This window comes from Gilliamella sp. B2828, from assembly GCF_026537125.1.
In the GTDB taxonomy this organism is placed as follows: domain Bacteria; phylum Pseudomonadota; class Gammaproteobacteria; order Enterobacterales; family Orbaceae; genus Gilliamella.
In genome coordinates this window covers 31373-49363 of the sequence record NZ_JAFNMU010000015.1, presented here as the reverse complement: position 1 = coordinate 49363, position 17991 = coordinate 31373, and the positions used below count along the sequence as shown (strand labels likewise).

General features: G+C 32.3%; 12 protein-coding genes and 2 tRNA genes. 5 read left to right on the top strand and 9 right to left on the bottom strand.

Annotated elements, in window-relative coordinates; genetic code table 11:
- Positions 1-90 precede the first annotated feature (90 nt).
- A complete protein-coding gene (locus tag J3U19_RS10750) occupies positions 91-822 on the top strand; it encodes a DUF2931 family protein (RefSeq protein ID WP_267346294.1) in 732 nt (243 codons plus the stop codon).
- A gap of 272 nt (positions 823-1094) precedes the next feature.
- Here J3U19_RS10750 and J3U19_RS10745 read toward each other — a convergent pair whose 3' ends face one another.
- The 3 genes from J3U19_RS10745 to J3U19_RS10735 all read right to left on the bottom strand — a co-directional run bounded on the left by J3U19_RS10745 (position 1095) and on the right by J3U19_RS10735 (position 7570).
- Positions 1095-3227: an ATP-dependent helicase gene (locus tag J3U19_RS10745; RefSeq protein WP_267346292.1), complete on the bottom strand. Its 2133-nt coding sequence runs from the start codon at positions 3225-3227 to the stop codon at positions 1095-1097.
- Between the two features lie 24 nt (positions 3228-3251).
- The gene (locus J3U19_RS10740) at positions 3252-5492 is read right to left on the bottom strand and encodes an AAA family ATPase (RefSeq protein ID WP_267346290.1); all 2241 of its coding nucleotides are present in this window, start codon (positions 5490-5492) and stop codon (positions 3252-3254) included.
- A 1505-nt stretch (positions 5493-6997) separates the two neighbouring features.
- Positions 6998-7570 (bottom strand): TetR/AcrR family transcriptional regulator, encoded by a 573-nt coding sequence (locus tag J3U19_RS10735; RefSeq protein WP_267340969.1) that lies wholly within the window; start codon positions 7568-7570, stop codon positions 6998-7000.
- Positions 7571-7746: 176 nt separating this feature from the next.
- Here J3U19_RS10735 and J3U19_RS10730 point away from each other — a divergent pair, with 176 nt between their 5' ends.
- On the top strand, positions 7747-8298 hold the full coding sequence (locus J3U19_RS10730; RefSeq protein ID WP_267346289.1) for an HPP family protein: 552 nt from the start codon (positions 7747-7749) through the stop codon (positions 8296-8298).
- Between the two features lie 362 nt (positions 8299-8660).
- Here the strand turns inward: J3U19_RS10730 and J3U19_RS10725 are convergent.
- The 3 genes from J3U19_RS10725 to erpA all read right to left on the bottom strand — a co-directional run bounded on the left by J3U19_RS10725 (position 8661) and on the right by erpA (position 9559).
- Positions 8661-8736 (bottom strand) — tRNA-Gly (locus tag J3U19_RS10725).
- A gap of 17 nt (positions 8737-8753) precedes the next feature.
- Positions 8754-8841: transfer RNA gene (locus J3U19_RS10720), tRNA-Leu, on the bottom strand.
- 379 nt (positions 8842-9220) lie between these two features.
- Positions 9221-9559, bottom strand: coding sequence for an iron-sulfur cluster insertion protein ErpA (gene erpA / locus J3U19_RS10715; protein ID WP_267340971.1), 339 nt, complete (start codon positions 9557-9559; stop codon positions 9221-9223).
- 154 nt (positions 9560-9713) lie between these two features.
- Between erpA and hemL the strand changes: the two genes are divergently transcribed.
- Complete coding sequence (gene hemL, locus J3U19_RS10710) at positions 9714-11012, top strand: glutamate-1-semialdehyde 2,1-aminomutase (protein WP_267340973.1); 1299 nt, start codon at positions 9714-9716, stop codon at positions 11010-11012.
- A 96-nt stretch (positions 11013-11108) separates the two neighbouring features.
- Complete coding sequence (bcp, locus tag J3U19_RS10705; protein WP_267340975.1) at positions 11109-11585, top strand: thioredoxin-dependent thiol peroxidase; 477 nt, start codon at positions 11109-11111, stop codon at positions 11583-11585.
- A 22-nt stretch (positions 11586-11607) separates the two neighbouring features.
- On the opposite strand, the gene J3U19_RS10700 is transcribed toward bcp, so the two are convergent.
- Both J3U19_RS10700 and J3U19_RS10695 read right to left on the bottom strand, forming a co-directional pair.
- Complete coding sequence (locus J3U19_RS10700) at positions 11608-12696, bottom strand: AI-2E family transporter (protein WP_267340976.1); 1089 nt, start codon at positions 12694-12696, stop codon at positions 11608-11610.
- Positions 12697-12746: 50 nt separating this feature from the next.
- Positions 12747-14276, bottom strand: coding sequence for a helicase HerA-like C-terminal domain-containing protein (locus J3U19_RS10695; RefSeq protein ID WP_267346287.1), 1530 nt, complete (start codon positions 14274-14276; stop codon positions 12747-12749).
- A 165-nt stretch (positions 14277-14441) separates the two neighbouring features.
- Between J3U19_RS10695 and J3U19_RS10690 the strand changes: the two genes are divergently transcribed.
- On the top strand, positions 14442-14672 hold the full coding sequence (locus J3U19_RS10690) for a YdcH family protein (RefSeq protein WP_267340979.1): 231 nt from the start codon (positions 14442-14444) through the stop codon (positions 14670-14672).
- A gap of 349 nt (positions 14673-15021) precedes the next feature.
- On the opposite strand, the gene mgtA is transcribed toward J3U19_RS10690, so the two are convergent.
- A complete protein-coding gene (mgtA, locus tag J3U19_RS10685; RefSeq protein WP_267340980.1) occupies positions 15022-17730 on the bottom strand; it encodes a magnesium-translocating P-type ATPase in 2709 nt (902 codons plus the stop codon).
- Positions 17731-17991 lie beyond the last annotated feature (261 nt).

Below are 17991 nucleotides of genomic sequence, written 5' to 3'. Positions count from 1 at the left end.
TTTGCTGATCAATTGGGCATAAACTCGTTGCCAACTAAAGCGATTGGCAACGGCTCATTCACCCCGATCATTAACATAGAAGGACAGCTTATGTTGAAACACATTATTACCGTCGTCAGTTTGGTAATGCTTATCACCGGTTGCCATACCTCACGTAACACTAACCGAGTTGACCCCAATTTACCCAAAAAACCTTACGCTGAATGGCGTATTGGTGGTCGTTATCCACTCTATTTTCAATCAACAGTTTTTTCAACCATGGTAAAAACCCAATCCAATAAATATAAAATTATTAATATCGCTGCTGGGGGTAATTACAGTCGGGATCCGGGTAAATGGAACACACGTTTTGGTATCAATGACCTGCCTGTGTATTCTGATTTACCGGAAGAATTTTATATTTGCTGGTCCTCTTTTGCCGATCAAACTTTTTATCGCACTAAATTAGTGGTGCCATTGTGGGCACGGCAAGAAATGGTAACGCCACATCACTACTATTCTGAAGCCTACGATCAAAATGAGATTGGTTATAATGACACGGTTATTATTGGTTTTGCCCCGGGTGGCAGTGTGACCGGTTGGCTCATAGGCGTTGCTCACCCTGACGCACCGTCAATAGAGTTTGGTAAAGGGATCACCGAACGGATACCGCAAGGATCTGATGTGTGTCCCAATCCTTACCCGAACGGAAAAATAACTGAAATCACTCCCGAAGCTAAAGCCTGGTTAAAAAAACACGGCATGCCTAAAGCGTGGCAAGAAAAGTACAATAACGTCACCATGGGACAATACCTGAAACTGAAAAATCCACCCAATTTTTAGGCTATTCTTGCATATGAACATAATGATTTCTCAGGGTCATCTTATACAATTAGGTAAGTGAGTTTGAAGGTTTTAATTAAAAAAATCATATATAGCGTATACGTAAGAAATCATAATGCACTTGATAATATGGAATCTCTACAATACGCTAAAAAGTACAATCTATTTAACCTAAGTCGTTTGTTTGTTATTGAGTAGTATATGTCAGTTGCTTGCTTTTTTTTCAGTTCAAAACTCAAATGTGCCAATGGCAGTCAATGATTATTTTTATATTAATTAAATTGATTTATATCACCAAATACCATTTTAATACCTTCACTAATATCACATATATCATCCAGGTATAAAATATGTAGATTCTTCTTCGCACGAGAACAAGCCACGTAAATTAGATTCTGAGTATTTTCTATTTGTCCTTTATAATTGTTATCCAGCAATTTTCTATTTTGTTCTTCTGGAGTAGATTGAATATGTGAAAAATAATTTTTAAACTTATCTTTTCCAGGACCTGTACTGCCGAAATTATGTTCCATAATAATAGCCACATTATCATATTCGGATCCTTTAGTTCCATGATAGGTATGATAAATGACCTTCGTGTTAGTATCTCTATCTTCATTAATAAATGAAACCCATTTCAACCATTCAGTTAAATTTACATTGAGAATTGTCTGAATTTTTTGATCATTTTCAATTTTTAGCTCTTCAACTTCGTTAGATTCTTCAAACATTGTTTTATAAATCATATCTCTGATATATGTATAAAATGAATTATATTTTTTGATTTCGGAATAAAGTTTTGAAAAAATGTTATTGAGACAATATTTAATTGCCAAATTAGTATCATCAACGTGATGACTTTGAATAATTTCCGATATATTTTTTAGTAACTCTTCCAAAGTATTCACTTTCATACCAGAAAATAAATCAATTACTGTTTTAGCATTATCAAATGTAATATCATTATTAGTCTTTCCAAACAGATCATAATATGTTGTATTCTCATCATTTAACTTTTTATAAAACATTACTAAATGATAAAAAATAAGCACAGCAGGATGAAGTTTTTCTAGTTGATGTGACAGAAGTTGAGAATTAATATCTTTATAGTAAATAATTTTAGAATCACTAATTGATTTATAAACATTTTCAAATCCTCCAAGACTGGCTAATGAACGATTTAGAGGAATCAAACAGTCAATTTTTTCATCTTGCGGAATTGTTCTATGATATTGGTCTATGAATTCTCGTATTTTACTAGTTTTATTTTCTTCATCCGTTTTCTTTAAATAGAAAAACTGGATGTCCCCCTTGTTACGGCTGGGATCTATCGGTTTTTGTTGGATACTGTCATTTCTAATTTTATTAATAATATCAATTACTTGAATATGGGATCGTCGATTAAATATCTTATCAATATTTTCTATTTCTGAATGAATTTCCTGAATATTACTACCGACGCCATCATCATAGATATTTTGTTTTGTATCTCCAAAGTAACCAACTAGCCATCTTTTCTTGTTTTTGAGCACATAATAGTGCAATATTTGAACTAACTTTATCACATTCTCGTGAGAATCTTGATACTCATCAATAAAAATAAAAGGGTATTTATCCACAAGAATTCTTGTTAGCATTGGATGTTTATTAATCAACGACAGGCTATATTCCAATAATGTATCATGACTAAACCTCATAGAGGCTAATTGATCTGAATTAAATTTACTGTCATAAAGGATTGTAATCTTTTTTCGTTCTAGAGGATCATTAATTCTATCTAACGCATTTGTGTAACGCTCTTTTTTATAAAAAAGCTCTACAAGTTTTTTAAAGTTACTTACATTGTTTAAAGCTGAGGAGAGATAAGCGTGTTTAGATTGATAGCTTGTATAACATTGCTTAAATTTATCTGCAGAATAATCTCTATTTACATAAAAGCAATGTTTTGTTTCTTGAATTAGGGATAAAAATAACTCTAAGTTGTCATTAAAAATGGCTGATAGATTTTTATCCTTTTTATATTCTTCTATTTTTTTTTGAATATTAGTTAATTCAATTTCTAGCTTTTCCTTATGTAAGTCGATTAATTCGCTCTTTTGATATAATTTTATCTGTTCCCATAACATTTCATGAATAGTTGAAACTAAAACAAATTGTGTATTGCCAAGACGTTCTTTAATCTCATTAACGGCTACATTGGTATACGTTATACATAGGATTTTTTGATTATTCTTTTTCAGTTCTAATTGTTTTGTATTTAGAATATATTTTATAGATTCGATTAGGGCATAAGTCTTTCCCGCACCTGCGCCGGCATTGAATCGAAAACTTTTAAACTTTTCAATTGCATCAAAAATTTTATCTTGTATTTCACGCTCTTGTTTAAGATTTTGCTCTAATGTCATAACTTATACCTTATACCTTATACCTTATACCTTATTGCTTAATTTATTTTCCAACCATATAAAACCATCCTTAATATATTTAGGTAATTCGCGTTTTATACAGTTATCAGATGTACAGTTATCAGATGTAATGAGTTTATAAAGTAACTGACTCGCAAATTCAGATTTGCCATCATTATTGCTAAGACTTCGCTGTAATCTAAATGAATTCTGTATTAAGTTTTCCATTTTTTTTCCGTCTTCAGTTATGTCGTTATAAATATTTGGTCTAATATTAGATATTACTTTATGCAAAAGAGCATTTTTGTAATGAGTTAATATGATGGCTTCTTCAAAACTTGTTGCAAATTGCCCCTCGATGGGATCTTTTTGATAGACAGCATAGAGCAAACCTTCTTCAAAATAATCTTTTAAATCGATGAGACAAATGGTTTTATCTGATGTATCTGATGTATCTGAGTTAATTAAATTTTTTAATAAATAAATTAATGTTGGATTAGTGGTATGTCTATTTTCTAGAGACGTTATTTGTGCATAATTTATTTGATCAGAATCTTGGTTAAAACAAATAGGGCATTGTTGATCTTTTTCTTTGTGTTTTTTATTTTTCTCGCAGCTATATCTTTTGATATCTAAATCAGTAATGATTAGGCAAGGAATATTTAATTTTCGAATTAAAGGCAAATAGACTTTACTATGAGCACCATCGATTCTAAATATTGAGATATAGTAATTATTTAATATCTTATTTTGTTCTAAATAATAATATAACAATGTTTCTTCTGTTACTCCTTCCACAAGGATAACCGCATCTGAAAAGAACAATTCAGATACTTTGTATTTAATATGTTTTTTTAAGAATAAAATATCATTCTCTCTCGTTGGGCTATCTTCTTCAAAAATATTCGTGTCATCTAAAGGTATCGAAACTGAATATTGATTTTTAATTGTTAAATAATTAATATTATTGAAAGAATTTGAACCATGAATTTTACTATTTACAATATGAGAGGAGTGCGTTGTTACTATGATTTGACATTGAAGTGTTTTCTTACTTTCTGACTCCTTATAAGCTAATTCTAAAGCTTTTTGAACGGCATTATCAATTCGAGAAATAAAAAACTCTTGCATTTGCGGATGCATGAATACTTCTGGTTCTTCAATAAATAATAAATTTATTCGACTTTGATGGCAATTTTCTTCATAAGTATCAATATAATGAATTATTTCACCGATGATATTGAGTAAGTTTATATAACCTAAACCAAATTGATCTTCGGGTATGAAATCATCACCATCAGTAAAGCTATATTTAATTAAATTTTTTAGAATACTTTTTTGTGTAACATTTCCTCTTAATTGCATGCCAACGTGATTTTCATGTTCAATCTTCTGTAAAATTGTAGAAACAGATTCATTTTTGCCTTGAACTCTTTCTGTAATGGTATCATTGATGGTTTTAATATCATTCTTAAATAAATCTTTATATCTCTCATCGTCGAATTGAGAATAGACAATTCGTTGAAAAACACTTGTAAGTACATTTTCATTTAGATGACGATTCGCTCTGATATATCTAATTGAAAATAGGTTATGCAATGAAAAAGAATTAATATCAGTATCATTTTTATTTTTGTATGTAACTTTATATTCAATAACCGATTTATCATCAAGCAGCTCACATAGTTTTTCTAACAGTATATTATTTTTTGAATTAGTATTAATTTGATCTTCTTCGGTTTCGGTTTCTTTAATTATTTTTTTAATATGATCATGAAAAAGTTGGGTATCTTTTAATTCATATATAACTTTTATTTCAATTGCTTCTGCTATTCCATTATGACTTAATGTGATCAATTGGGAAAGGTTTGTAATAAGATCTTGACATCCATTAAAGTCGATTTTTACCCTAAGTATGAACTCTAACTCAGGAGTAGGAAGGTTTTCGAATGGTTTATCTGCTTTATAAATTTCTAGATACCTATTAAGTAATTTTTTTAAATAATAGATATTGAAATCAGACGATTTAAGAGATTTGTTTCTTTCTTCAGTAATGAAAGCTAACGCATTAGTAATTGTTGATTTTCCAGCATTGTTTTTACCAATAATTAATGTACTTGATGGAGAAATTAAAGGTTCTGATTTTCTATCTTCATCTTGATGATTGGATGAATGAGCGATCTGACTGGGATTGACAAAATATACTGTATTATCCTCTTCGCCAAACTTTCGATAATTTTTTATCGTAAAGCTCTCTAAATACATTATTTATCTCCTTATATACACTTATAAAATCAGTATGGGAATCCAATCTATCTTCACATGAAATATTTTTGTTTTAATTACGTAAAAAATTAGTTAACAAAAGGTAGATAGAGATTCTTTTAAATGAACAGATATTTTGCAGCTAGACCATGTAATCATTGGTTCATTCATTATTAAAACTCTTCCTTCCTATTTAAGAGTGTTATCTTATTAAATAATATCAGAAAATTTTCTAATTTGAAATTGATTATTTATCTTCACATTCTATTATTTTTTTAAAACGCTCCAAATATCTGCTGTTCGGTCAGTAGAGTCGAAACGAATTTTTGCTCGAGGCAGAATTCTTTATTTGCTCATATTTTGCAACAAAAATAATTGGAAAAAAAAAATAATATTCGACCTACTTTTTTTTTCTTGCTCGTCCAATCTAGTTGCCTTAAATATCCCCGTTGAGCTTACTGAACTATCCTACACATATTCCCCAACAGTATCATGATGTGTAGTAATAATGCCTTACTTGCAATTCATTGAGTGCTATAGATGACATAAGATAGAATACCATGCTCAAATCCCTAGAAACCTGTGCCAAAACTTTCTGGTTTGTAAAACTTTGATTTTGATAATATGCTATAGCTTCTTGATCAAAATTATACCCGAGACTATGCGGTGAACGTTGAACTTTAGGATCAATGGTTTAAGAAGGATTGCACAGTAGTGCATTCCTACTGTCGATGAATAGGTTGGTATTAGTCAACATCATTCTTAAAATAAGGATTAACTTTGCCTTGCTGCCTATATCAATTTAAAGTAGTCGTTTGTAACTAGGTTTTTAACTTACAGATGAGTAATTAATCACTTTTTTATTAGGAACGATTAACCACATATTAACGCAGATGATTATTTTTAATTAATAAAGCACGTTGATTTGAAGAAGCACAATGCGTTTCATAATGTTCTGATACTATTAATAAAAAAGGGAAAGTTGGTTAAAGATAATCTCCTTCCAAAAGACGGTTATTGTTGACGCAAGAAACAGATCCGTATCATCAGCAAATAATAGGAAAGTCAATGTCGAAGCGAATTTTACGTCGTTGAAGATATTTTTTTAATTTCTATTTACTCTTACTGTAATAGGATTATGACAGTATCCCCCCGCTAGAGCGATAACTTATGTGGATTGTCTGTCTAACTGAATAGAGACGAAAACCTACCTCAGAATTAAAGAAGACCGGTCTAAATGTGGCACATTTTATTATGTAATAATGGATGATAGTCTTGTTGAATCAAACTACCTCAGGTTATGCTTAACAAGTCAGCGAATCATGCCTTGTTTATCCCGTCATCTTAAATAAAATCAACCTTTATTTTTGCTACCATTATCTGTTAACAAGGAAATAGGATATCAAGGAAGATATCTATAAATTTCTTTATTTTTAATGGAGATATTCGAAAGCATGATGACTTATTTTTATTAATTGGCAAGACTGTTGATTAATTAGAATAGTTTAAGTATTTATAGCATCAATATTGTTGATCAAGTCGAAAATGTATTTTTTATCATGTGCAAAATTGTGATTTTCTGTACCAAATAAGGAAGTGTAAGAAATCATCCCCTCTAATGCCAACATGATAAAATGAGAAACTTCTTCGCATGATTGTGTTTTGCCTAAACATTCTTGAATCGTAGTTTGAATCCAATATTTATGTTCTCGTGCAATTGTACAAATTTCTTCATTTTTATTTTGATATTCAGCTTGAGCACGAACAAACATGCAACCATGAAAATTATCACTATGAAACCATCGAATATACCATGAAATAATGGCATTTATCTTGTCAATTTTATCCGAAAAGACAGCCACCACATTGGTAAGAGACTCTCTAAAGAAAGCATCTCTTCTCAATAGCACTTTACATACTAACCCATTTTTATCACTAAAATATTTATAAAGTGTTCTTTTAGAGACACCTGCACGGTTTGCCACTAAATCTAAACTTATAGCACGATAGCCTTGTTCATTAAATAATAATTCAGCAGAATCCAATATATTATCTACAATCTCGGGTTTAAGTTTCATTACTCTACTCATTTCAAATTGGTTCGAAAACGACCTCAATTATATCACGATTATGATTATAGAATATTTTAAGAATAACATTTGATCATTTCTGACTAAATAACTACACTATGTAAACGATACAGTTTACATAGTGTAGTTATTTATCTTTTTTTATATAAATATAAGGAGCAGGCATGTTTAAAAAAATCGTTGGTGGGGAAGTTTTACAATCTAGACCCGATGTAAAAACAATACTGAGAGGTTTTGCAGGTGGATTTTTGGGGATTATCGTGTTACTTTTAATTACCCGTTTATATGGTGTTGTTTCAATTATGGCGCCATTAGGAGCGACGTGTGTTTTGTTATTCGCTGTCCCTAAATCTCCATTAGCTCAACCTAGAAATATTATTGAAGGGCATTTAATTTCTACATTAATAGGATTATTAACAATGAATCTATTTGGTGATGGAATGCTCCCTATCGCATTCGCTGTTGGTGCTTCAATTGCATTAATGCAACTACTGCGTGTTGTTCACGCACCTGCTGGAGCTAATCCACTCCTTATTATAATGTCAGGAACGACTAATTATTCATTTTTACTTACACCTGTACTTATTGGATCAGTATTGCTAGTTATTATTGCATTAGTGATCAATAATATTGGTATTGGTACTCGCTGGCCTTGTTACTGGTTTGGATATCAGCTAAGTATAAGTAAAAGGAAGATAAAATCAAAAAAGGAATAATCCACCCATTTTATTTCTAACCATTTCAACCGTTTGAGAATTAATTTCAGTACAACAAAGAGTTAAATTAATTAATCGATTCATACTCATATTATCTTGATAAGAAATAAAATAAAAAACAAAAGGAATATAAAATTGAAAGCATAAAAAGGTCTACCTACTCAAAACAAGATAGCATCAAACTGAATCAGAAATGAATGTATCAATGTTCAAATTGCAAAGTAAGATACTTAAAAGTGTAAGTATAAGCCGTGTATTTTAAATTCTCATCAATAGTTTGGCTTAGAAAGATAAGTACGTAACGCTTTGATTACTTAGTATCCACTGGCATTATACGATGTTAGTAAATAAATAATTAGAATTGGAGCGGGAAACGAGGTTCGAACTCGCGACCTCAACCTTGGCAAGGTTGCGCTCTACCAACTGAGCTATTCCCGCATGAGAAGTGTTTTAAATGGTGCCCGGGGCGAGACTTGAACTCGCACGGCCAAAAAGGCCGAGGGATTTTAAATCCCTTGTGTCTACCGATTTCACCACCCGGGCTCAAAACTAATTACTAAATGTAATTGCGTTTTGGATGCTGTGCATTTTACTCATTTGAGAAATATCGTCAACTAAAAAATAAAAATAATTGTTCGATTGCTCAATGTTTATCACATTTGCGAGTTTATTAACCTTTTTTACTATTAACGATGTTTTTTAGATCCATAATCGGTAAAATTCAAATAGGCATAAATTTTCTTGAGCTAAATTAGAATATAGTTTTTAACGTCAAATTTTTCACGCTTGAAGATCAGAACATAAAAATATTTAGGTTTATTGTACATAAATTTATGTTCTGAATAGTGGCATTAGCAAAACGCTAGTTAACAATACGACGATTTTGCTACTACGAATGGATGATAAAAAAACGGTAGTTTAATTAAACACTAAAAGATGAACCACAACCACATGTGGATGTTGCATTAGGATTATCTACTACAAAACGTGAACCCTGTAAGCCTTCAACATAATCAATAGTGCCTCCAACTAGATACTGTAAACTCATTGGATCTACAACAAGTGATACACCATTTTTTTCGATAGCAAGATCATCTTCATTTACATTTTCATCAAAAGTGAAACCATATTGAAAACCACTACAACCACCACCAGTTATGTAAACTCGTAATTTTAGGTTTGGATTTTCTTCTTCTGTGACTAATAATTTAACTTTATTAGCGGCAGCATCCGTAAAGTTAATCGGAAAAGCATTACTCATTTTTTTCTCCCAATATTTGATAGCGATATTATATACCGTTGCTGATTGAAAATACAAAACGAAAACTTCTATTAAATAAATTTTTAATCGCTAACTTGAATTTATTTTGATTTTATGAATAAATACAACAAATTTTTTTACAGAGGTTACCTCAATGAAGCTAAATAAATTTAAGTCAGAAAAGTTGTATCATCAAGCATTATCTGTAATGCCTGGTGGTGTAAACTCTCCTGTGCGGGCTTTTAATGGTGTAGGTGGTACACCATTATTTATTGAACGCGCAAATGGCGCTTATATTTATGATGTTGATGGAAAAGCATATATTGATTATGTTGGTTCTTGGGGGCCAATGATCTTAGGGCATAACGATCCCGATGTAGCTAGTGCAGTTATTGATGCCATTCACAATGGATTAAGTTATGGTGCGCCAACAGAAATAGAAACCAAAGTAGCTAATCTTGTTACACAGTTAATGCCTTCAATTGAAATGCTACGTATGGTAAATTCAGGCACAGAAGCAACCATGAGTGCGATACGTGTTGCTCGTGGATTTACTGGACGAGATAAAATTATTAAATTTGAAGGTTGTTATCATGGGCATGCGGATTACTTATTAGTTAAAGCAGGGTCTGGTGCCCTCACCTTTGGTCATCCTACTTCACCGGGCGTCCCTAATGATTTTGTAAAACATACTTTAGTGTGTGATTATAATAATTTGGCATCCGTTAAACAACAATTTGAGCAATATCCTAACGACATTGCTGCGATTATTGTTGAGCCTGTAGCAGGAAATATGAATTGTGTTCCTGCGAGAAAAGAGTTTCTGCATGGATTACGGACATTATGTGATGAATATGGAGCACTCTTAATTATCGATGAAGTGATGACTGGATTTAGAGTCGCTTTGGGCGGAGCTCAAGATTATTATGATGTAGTGCCGGATTTAACATGTTTAGGAAAAATTATTGGCGGTGGCATGCCTGTCGGTGCGTTTGGTGGACGAGCTGACATTATGCAACAATTGGCTCCAACTGGACCTATTTATCAAGCAGGCACATTATCCGGCAATCCAGTTGCCATGGCTGCGGGATATACAACTTTGACTAAACTGATGGAAGTAGGTATCTATCAAGAATTAATGGATAAAACAGCAGTATTAGTTAATGGTCTAAAAAAAGCAGCCAAAACACATAATGTCCCCTTAGTAGTCAATCACGCAGGTGCCATGTTTGGACTATTTTTCACAACCGCTGATGAAGTAAGCAGCTATCAGGATGTTATGCAGTGTAATATTGAATTATTCAAAAAATTCTATCATTATATGCTCGCTGAAGGTGTTTATCTTGCGCCATCTGCATTTGAAGCAGGCTTCATGTCGATTAAACATACCGACAGGGAGATCAATCACACAATTGATGCAGCAAATCGTTTTTTTAGTAACTTAAACTTTTAGTTTATAAATTCTCTATTTTTAAACAAAAGGCATGACACTATTTTTTAATACACTACAGAGATAAAAAATTAAATTATTAAAATAGGTAAATATTATATGGTTAATCCTCTAAAAGAAGGTGAAAAAGCACCTGAGTTTTCATTACCTGACCAAGATGGAGAGTACATCAGCTTGAAAGATTTTAAAGGTCAACGTGTTTTAATCTATTTTTATCCCAAAGCCATGACACCCGGTTGTACAGTGCAAGCTTGTAATTTACGAGATAGTTCTGATGATTTCAACCAATACGATGTGGTGATCCTTGGCATTAGTACAGATAAACCTGAAAAGTTATCTCGATTTGTTGAAAAAGAGTTGTTAAATTTTACTTTGCTTTCTGATGAAAATCATGAAGTTGCCCAAGCATTTGGGACTTGGGGCGAAAAAGAATTCATGGGTAAAACCTATGAAGGTATTCATCGAATTAGTTTTTTAATTAGCAAAGACGGGAATATTGAAAAAGTTTTTGATAATTTTAAAACAAGCGATCATCATGAAATCGTTTTAGACTATTTAGAAAATCAATCTAACTAATTTTTCAAGCAGATTAAATTGTTTAATCTGCTTTAATTTCTTTTATTCCATTATTATTAATATCTTCAGGTGTTGGCCAAGCGTTAATAATAGCTTTAACTAATGTAGCCAATGGTATAGCAAAAAATATTCCCCAAAATCCCCATAATCCCCCATACACAATCACAGAAATAATAATCACTAACGGATGGAGATTTAATTTCTCTGAAAATAAACAAGGTACCAATAAATTGCCATCCAACGCTTGGATTAAAACATAACAGATCATTAAATAGGTAAATTCAGGACTTATTCCCCACTGGAAGATGGCAATTAGCACTACAGGGATCGTTGAAATAATAATGCCAATATATGGAATCAATACTGATAGACCGACAATCACTGCAAGCAACAAACCATAATCCAATCCAAAATACCAAAATGGAATATACACACAAACAGCTAAAATGATTATGTGTAACACATTGCCAACGATATAGTTTGAGATTTGCATATCCATTTCAGCGGCTACCTTATTTAAAATCGTACGATTTTTAGGTAAAATTTTAGAACAATAGGCTAATATCTTGGTTTTGTCCTTTAATAAAAAAAACATCATTATGGGTACCAAAACAGCGTTAATTGCAACGGATACAAACCCTAACAAAGAGACAATTGAAAATTGTAATAATGAGTTTCCTGTTTGCACAACTTTGCTCGTAATGCCTTGAATTATTGAGTCAAATAACCTAACATCAATTAATTCAGGATAATGTTGAGGTAAAGTTGTTAAGAAATTATTAGCAAAATTAAGCATGTTAGGAATATTAGTGATCAAGCTAATACTTTGCTGCCAAATCAATGGTAGTAAAATCATGATTCCGACAAGAACTACCATCATAAACAGTAATAAAACAATAATAACTGCTAATGTTCTTGGCAAACCTTTTCTATGTAAAAAATTAACAGGACTATCGAGTAAATAGGAAAGCACTATGGCAATTAATATAGGTAGCAGAATTTTATTGAAAAAATAGATGATAATAAATAAGCCGATAATCACCGCCATTAATGACACTACATGCGGATCACTAAAACGCTTTTTATACCATTCCATAAACATTTTTAACATCAAAATTCTCCTATCGTACGGGTTACTTGAATTATAAACTCTTTAATTGATTATTTTTTAAAACCACCTAATATACCACGGGTGATTTTTCGACTAATTTGATTCACTACTTGTCTAGTTGCACTTTTAGCTAGCTGTTGGGCAATACCATCATGTTGTCCACCTTTTGGTCCTGTGGAACCAAAGAATATTGAGCGGAAAAAATCAAGTAATCCACCACCGTTTTTATTTTGTTGATTAATCGGGTTGTTATTTACGCTTTGATCATTCTTATCAGACAGAGAGTTAGATAAGTTATCTAATGAAAATCCATTTTTTAATATCTCATAAGCAGATTGACGATCAATAGTCGATTGATATTTGTTATAATACTGGGAATGTTGGATAATTGCTGATTGGTTTTCTGGAGACATTGCCCCCATTTTCGATCCTGGTGCAATAACAAAACCACGTTCGACCATATTCGGACGACCTTTTTCATCTAAAAAAGAAATCAATGCTTCACCAACACCTAATTCCATTATCGCTTTCTCAGTATCAAAACTTGGATTAGCACGCATTGTTTGTGCAGCGGTTTTGACGGCCTTTTGATCTTTTGGTGTAAAAGCTCGTAAAGCATGTTGAACACGATTACCTAATTGCCCTAATACGGTATCTGGAATATCTGTCGGGTTTTGCGAAGCAAAATAAATACCCACCCCTTTGGAGCGAATTAAACGTACTACTTGTTCAATTTTTTCTAGTAAAGCTGGCGAAATATCATTAAATAACAAATGGGCTTCATCAAAAAAGAACACCAGTTTAGGTTTGTCTGGATCACCAATTTCGGGTAAATGTTCAAATAGTTCAGATAAGAGCCATAAAAGGAAAACAGAATACAATTTAGGTAAATTATATAATTTTTGTGCAGACAAAATATTGATAATTCCTTTTCCTTCTGCATTTACTTGTATTAAGTCTTGAATATCAAGCATAGGTTCGCCAAGAAAAAATTCAGCACCTTGTTGTTCAAGCGTCAGTAGTCCACGTTGAATTGCTCCTATTGACGAAAGTGAAATATTACCGTATTGAGTTATAAATTGTTTGGCATTCTCACCAACAAATTGAATTAAAGAACGAAGATCCTTGAAATCAAGTAACAATAAACCATTATCATCAGCGATTTTAAAAACCAATTGCAATACACCGGATTGAATATCATTTAGATTGAGTAATCGTGCTAATAAAATCGGACCTATATCAGATACGGTACTACGAACAGGTATCCCTTTTTCAGCAAAAACATCCCAGAGTTCAATGGGTGATGCATCAGGTTGCCAATTATTAACTTGTATATTATCTAAACGAGCCTTCAATTTCTCCGTTAAAATAGCCTTTTCCCCAAGACCAGTTAAATCGCCTTTCACATCAGCAAGAAAAACTGGTACGCCTATTTGTGAAAAACCTTCGGCCATTTTTTGTAATGTAACTGTTTTACCCGTACCTGTTGCGCCAGTAATTAAACCATGACGATTAGCTAATGCTGCTATAATGGATAAATCTTTGCCATGGCTTTTGGCGATTATGATCGATTCATTCATGGATTAACCTCTTGAAAAATGTTGTTTAATATTTGATGGATAAAAACAATTTACCTATTTTGTCAATTAAATGCTTTTTACTGTTAAAGTTTTAAAGAATATTGTATGCTGAATTAGCAGTAACCGCTATTTTTATTATCCATCTAGCCAATATAAGGAGCCGTTATGTTTCCAGAATATCGCGAATTAATCTCTAAATTGAAAAATAACGATTTACGTTTTCAAAAACTGTTTGATTTACACAATGAACTTGATCAAAAAATTAAAAATATTGAGTCTGGAATTACTGTTGATACGAGCGAAACGATAGATGAGTTGAAAAAACAAAAACTAAAACTGAAAGATGAAATTTATGATATTTTAAGAAAAACCAATGATAACCATTTAAAGTTATAGTTAATTAAATAGTTATTTTTAGACAGATAATAGATTCAAAAAATTAATGAATAAATAAAAAACCCCAATTAATGGGGTTTTTTATTGTATATTAACTTACCTAATTACACCAACGATTTTATTATGATATTGGTGATTATGCTTTTTATTACTTAATCAAGTGTCCTCGAGCCTTTTTTTGTTTGCGACTTTTGATTAGTACAATTAAATTTTTATGTGGTGTTTTCATGTGTTATTTCCTTTTAGTTGTAATTGTATGATTCACAAGATGTTTTATTAGATATAATTTTTAAGATATAAATTAACTATATAAATGAAATTTACATCATTTATATAGTTTTTAATCAAGCTAGAACCATTGGCCGAAACGTTTGATATAGATACGTTTCATTAATTGAGCAACACAGCAATAGCTGAATAATGTTGCTAATAGCCATGGGAAATATGACCAAGGTAATGGTTGCAATCCAATTAATCCACCTAAAGGTGAAAACGGAATATAAATACCCACAGCCATAATTAACAGTGTCATTACAATAACTGGGAATGCAGCTGTACTTTGCACAAATGGAATTTTTTGTGTTCTAAGCATGTGCACAACCAGCGTTTGTGATAACAAACCTTCAATAAACCAACCAGAATGGAACAGTGATTGGGCTTCAATATTATTAGCACTAAATACAAACCACATTAGTGCATAGGTTGTGATATCAAAAATGGACGATGTTGGTCCTATCCAAATCATAAAACGCCCAATATTACGAGCATCCCATTTACGTGGTTTTTGTAAAAACTCGTCATCCATCTTATCCCATGGTAATGAGAGTTGTGAAATATCATACAGCAAGTTTTGAATAAGTAAATGTATCGCTAGCATCGGTAAAAACGGTAAAAACGCACTAGCAACTAATACTGAAAATATATTACCAAAGTTAGAACTAGCCGTCATGTTCAGATATTTCATGATATTACCGAAAGTTTCACGACCACAAATAACGCCTTCTTCTAATACCATCAAGCTTTTTTCTAATAAAATGATATCTGCAGATTCTTTAGCGATATCCGTGGCGGTATCAACAGAGATCCCCACATCAGCATCACGTAAAGCCGGTGCATCATTAATACCATCGCCAAGAAAACCAACAGTATGACCATTATCTTGCAATAAACGAATTATGCGTGATTTTTGCAATGGAGTTAATTTTGCAAAAATAGTACGTTGTTCAATTTGCACTTTTAGCTGTTCATCGTCCATTGTTTCAATTTCAGTACCCAGTAAAGGAATACCTGGTTCTAAACCTACTTCGCGGCATACTTTAATGGTGATTATTTCATTATCACCTGTTAACACTTTAACCCCAACCCCATGTTCGTTTAACGCGGAAATAGCTTCATAAGCGCTCTCTTTTGGCGGATCTAAAAAAGTTAAAAAACCACGAATCGCTAAAGCTTTTTCATCTTGAACATTATATTGAGTTTTAGTTTGGTTAAAGGGTATCTCTTTTATACCAACCGCTAATACTCTAAAACCATCTCTATTATAGTTATGAGCCAATTCAATCAATGCTTGTTTACGGTTTTCATCTAATGGTAAATATTCTCCGTTTTCATAAACAAAATCCGAAATTGATAGCATTTCTTCAACGGCACCTTTACAGATCATCAAATGATTATCATCATTACCTTGAACAACAACAGATAAACGACGACGAACAAAATCAAATGGTAATTCATCAATTTTTTTATAAAAACCAATACCTACTTTTTTGACACTGGTTTTTTCTTCGGCAAAACGGATGATAGCTTTATCCATCAAGTTTTTCATTCCACTTTGATAATAACTATTGAGCCAAGCTAGTTGTAGAACAGATGGATCAATTTGCCCGTTTATATCTAAATGATGTTCTAAAATGATTTTATCTTGAGTCAATGTGCCAGTTTTATCAGTACATAAAATGTCCATCGCACCAAAATTTTGAATAGCGTTTAAACGTTTCACAACAACTTTACGTTTTGCCATCCCAACGGCACCTTTGGCAAGGTTTGCACTAACGATCATTGGCAACATTTCAGGCGTTAAACCAACCGCAACAGCTAAAGCAAATAACGTTGCTTCCCCCCAATCCCCTTTTGTAAATCCATTTATTAATAGAACAATAGGAACCATCACTAACATAAAGCGAATCAATAACCAACTTACACTATTTACGCCGCGATCGAATGAGGTTTCGGCTCTTGATCCAACTATTGATTTAGCTAATGAACCAAAATGTGTATCAGCACCGGTTGCAACCACTATAGCTGTTGCCGTTCCGCTCACTACATTTGTACCCATAAAACAAATATTATTAACATCAAGCACATTATCTTTATCAAGATCAGAAGCTTCAACATTATCGCTGGTTTTTTGAGTTACCGCGCCTAATGTGTCGTATTTTTCAACAGGAATGGATTCGCCTGTTAATACAGCTTGGCTAACAAATAAATCACGTGATTCTATCAAACGAATATCGGCGGGGATCATATCGCCTGCTGATAAATAAACAATATCGCCTGGAACAATTTCACTTAATGGAATTTCAATGCGTTCGGGGCTCATATCTTTATGTGCTCGGCGCAATACCGTTGCGGTGGTTCGGATCATGGATTTTAAAGCTTCGGCAGCCTTGTTTGATCTAAATTCCTGCCAAAAACGTAATATTCCACTTAGTGTTACCATAGTTAAAATAATGATAACGCCAGTCAGATCGGTTTCTTCACCACTTTGTAGTGGTAACCAGTAATCAGTGACAAAACTAACTATTGCTAATATCAATAGCACAAATATAAACGGATTGTTAAAAGCTAATAGTAATTGAGCAAAAGCAGAAGGTACTTTTTCACGAGCGACTTCATTTTTTCCATACTGTTCCAATCGAGATTTAGCATTTTCTTGAGTTAATCCAGATAGGCTTGATTGGAAATTAGATAAAATATTATCAAGACTGTTCTGAGCTTCTTCAAGAGCCTTTATGTTTGAAGTATTTTCTGTCTTTACTTTAGATGTTTTTTTGATCATAGTTTGTACCTATCCATACTTTTTAGACAAAAGAAACCTACACTTTAGTTAAATCATAACTAAGCATTTAAGTCCTAATTGCTAAAATCTAAACGCAAAGCAATAACTAGCCATTTAAGCTGATGCTTAGCATAAAATAAAAATTTAGAAAAAAATAAAATGAGTTAAGAGTTAGATACAACTTGGTGGTTCTAGGTGCTTATCTGTAAGATATAACACTCTTAGAAGCACTTTTAGGGCGCAATGATGTTTTGAATTTGA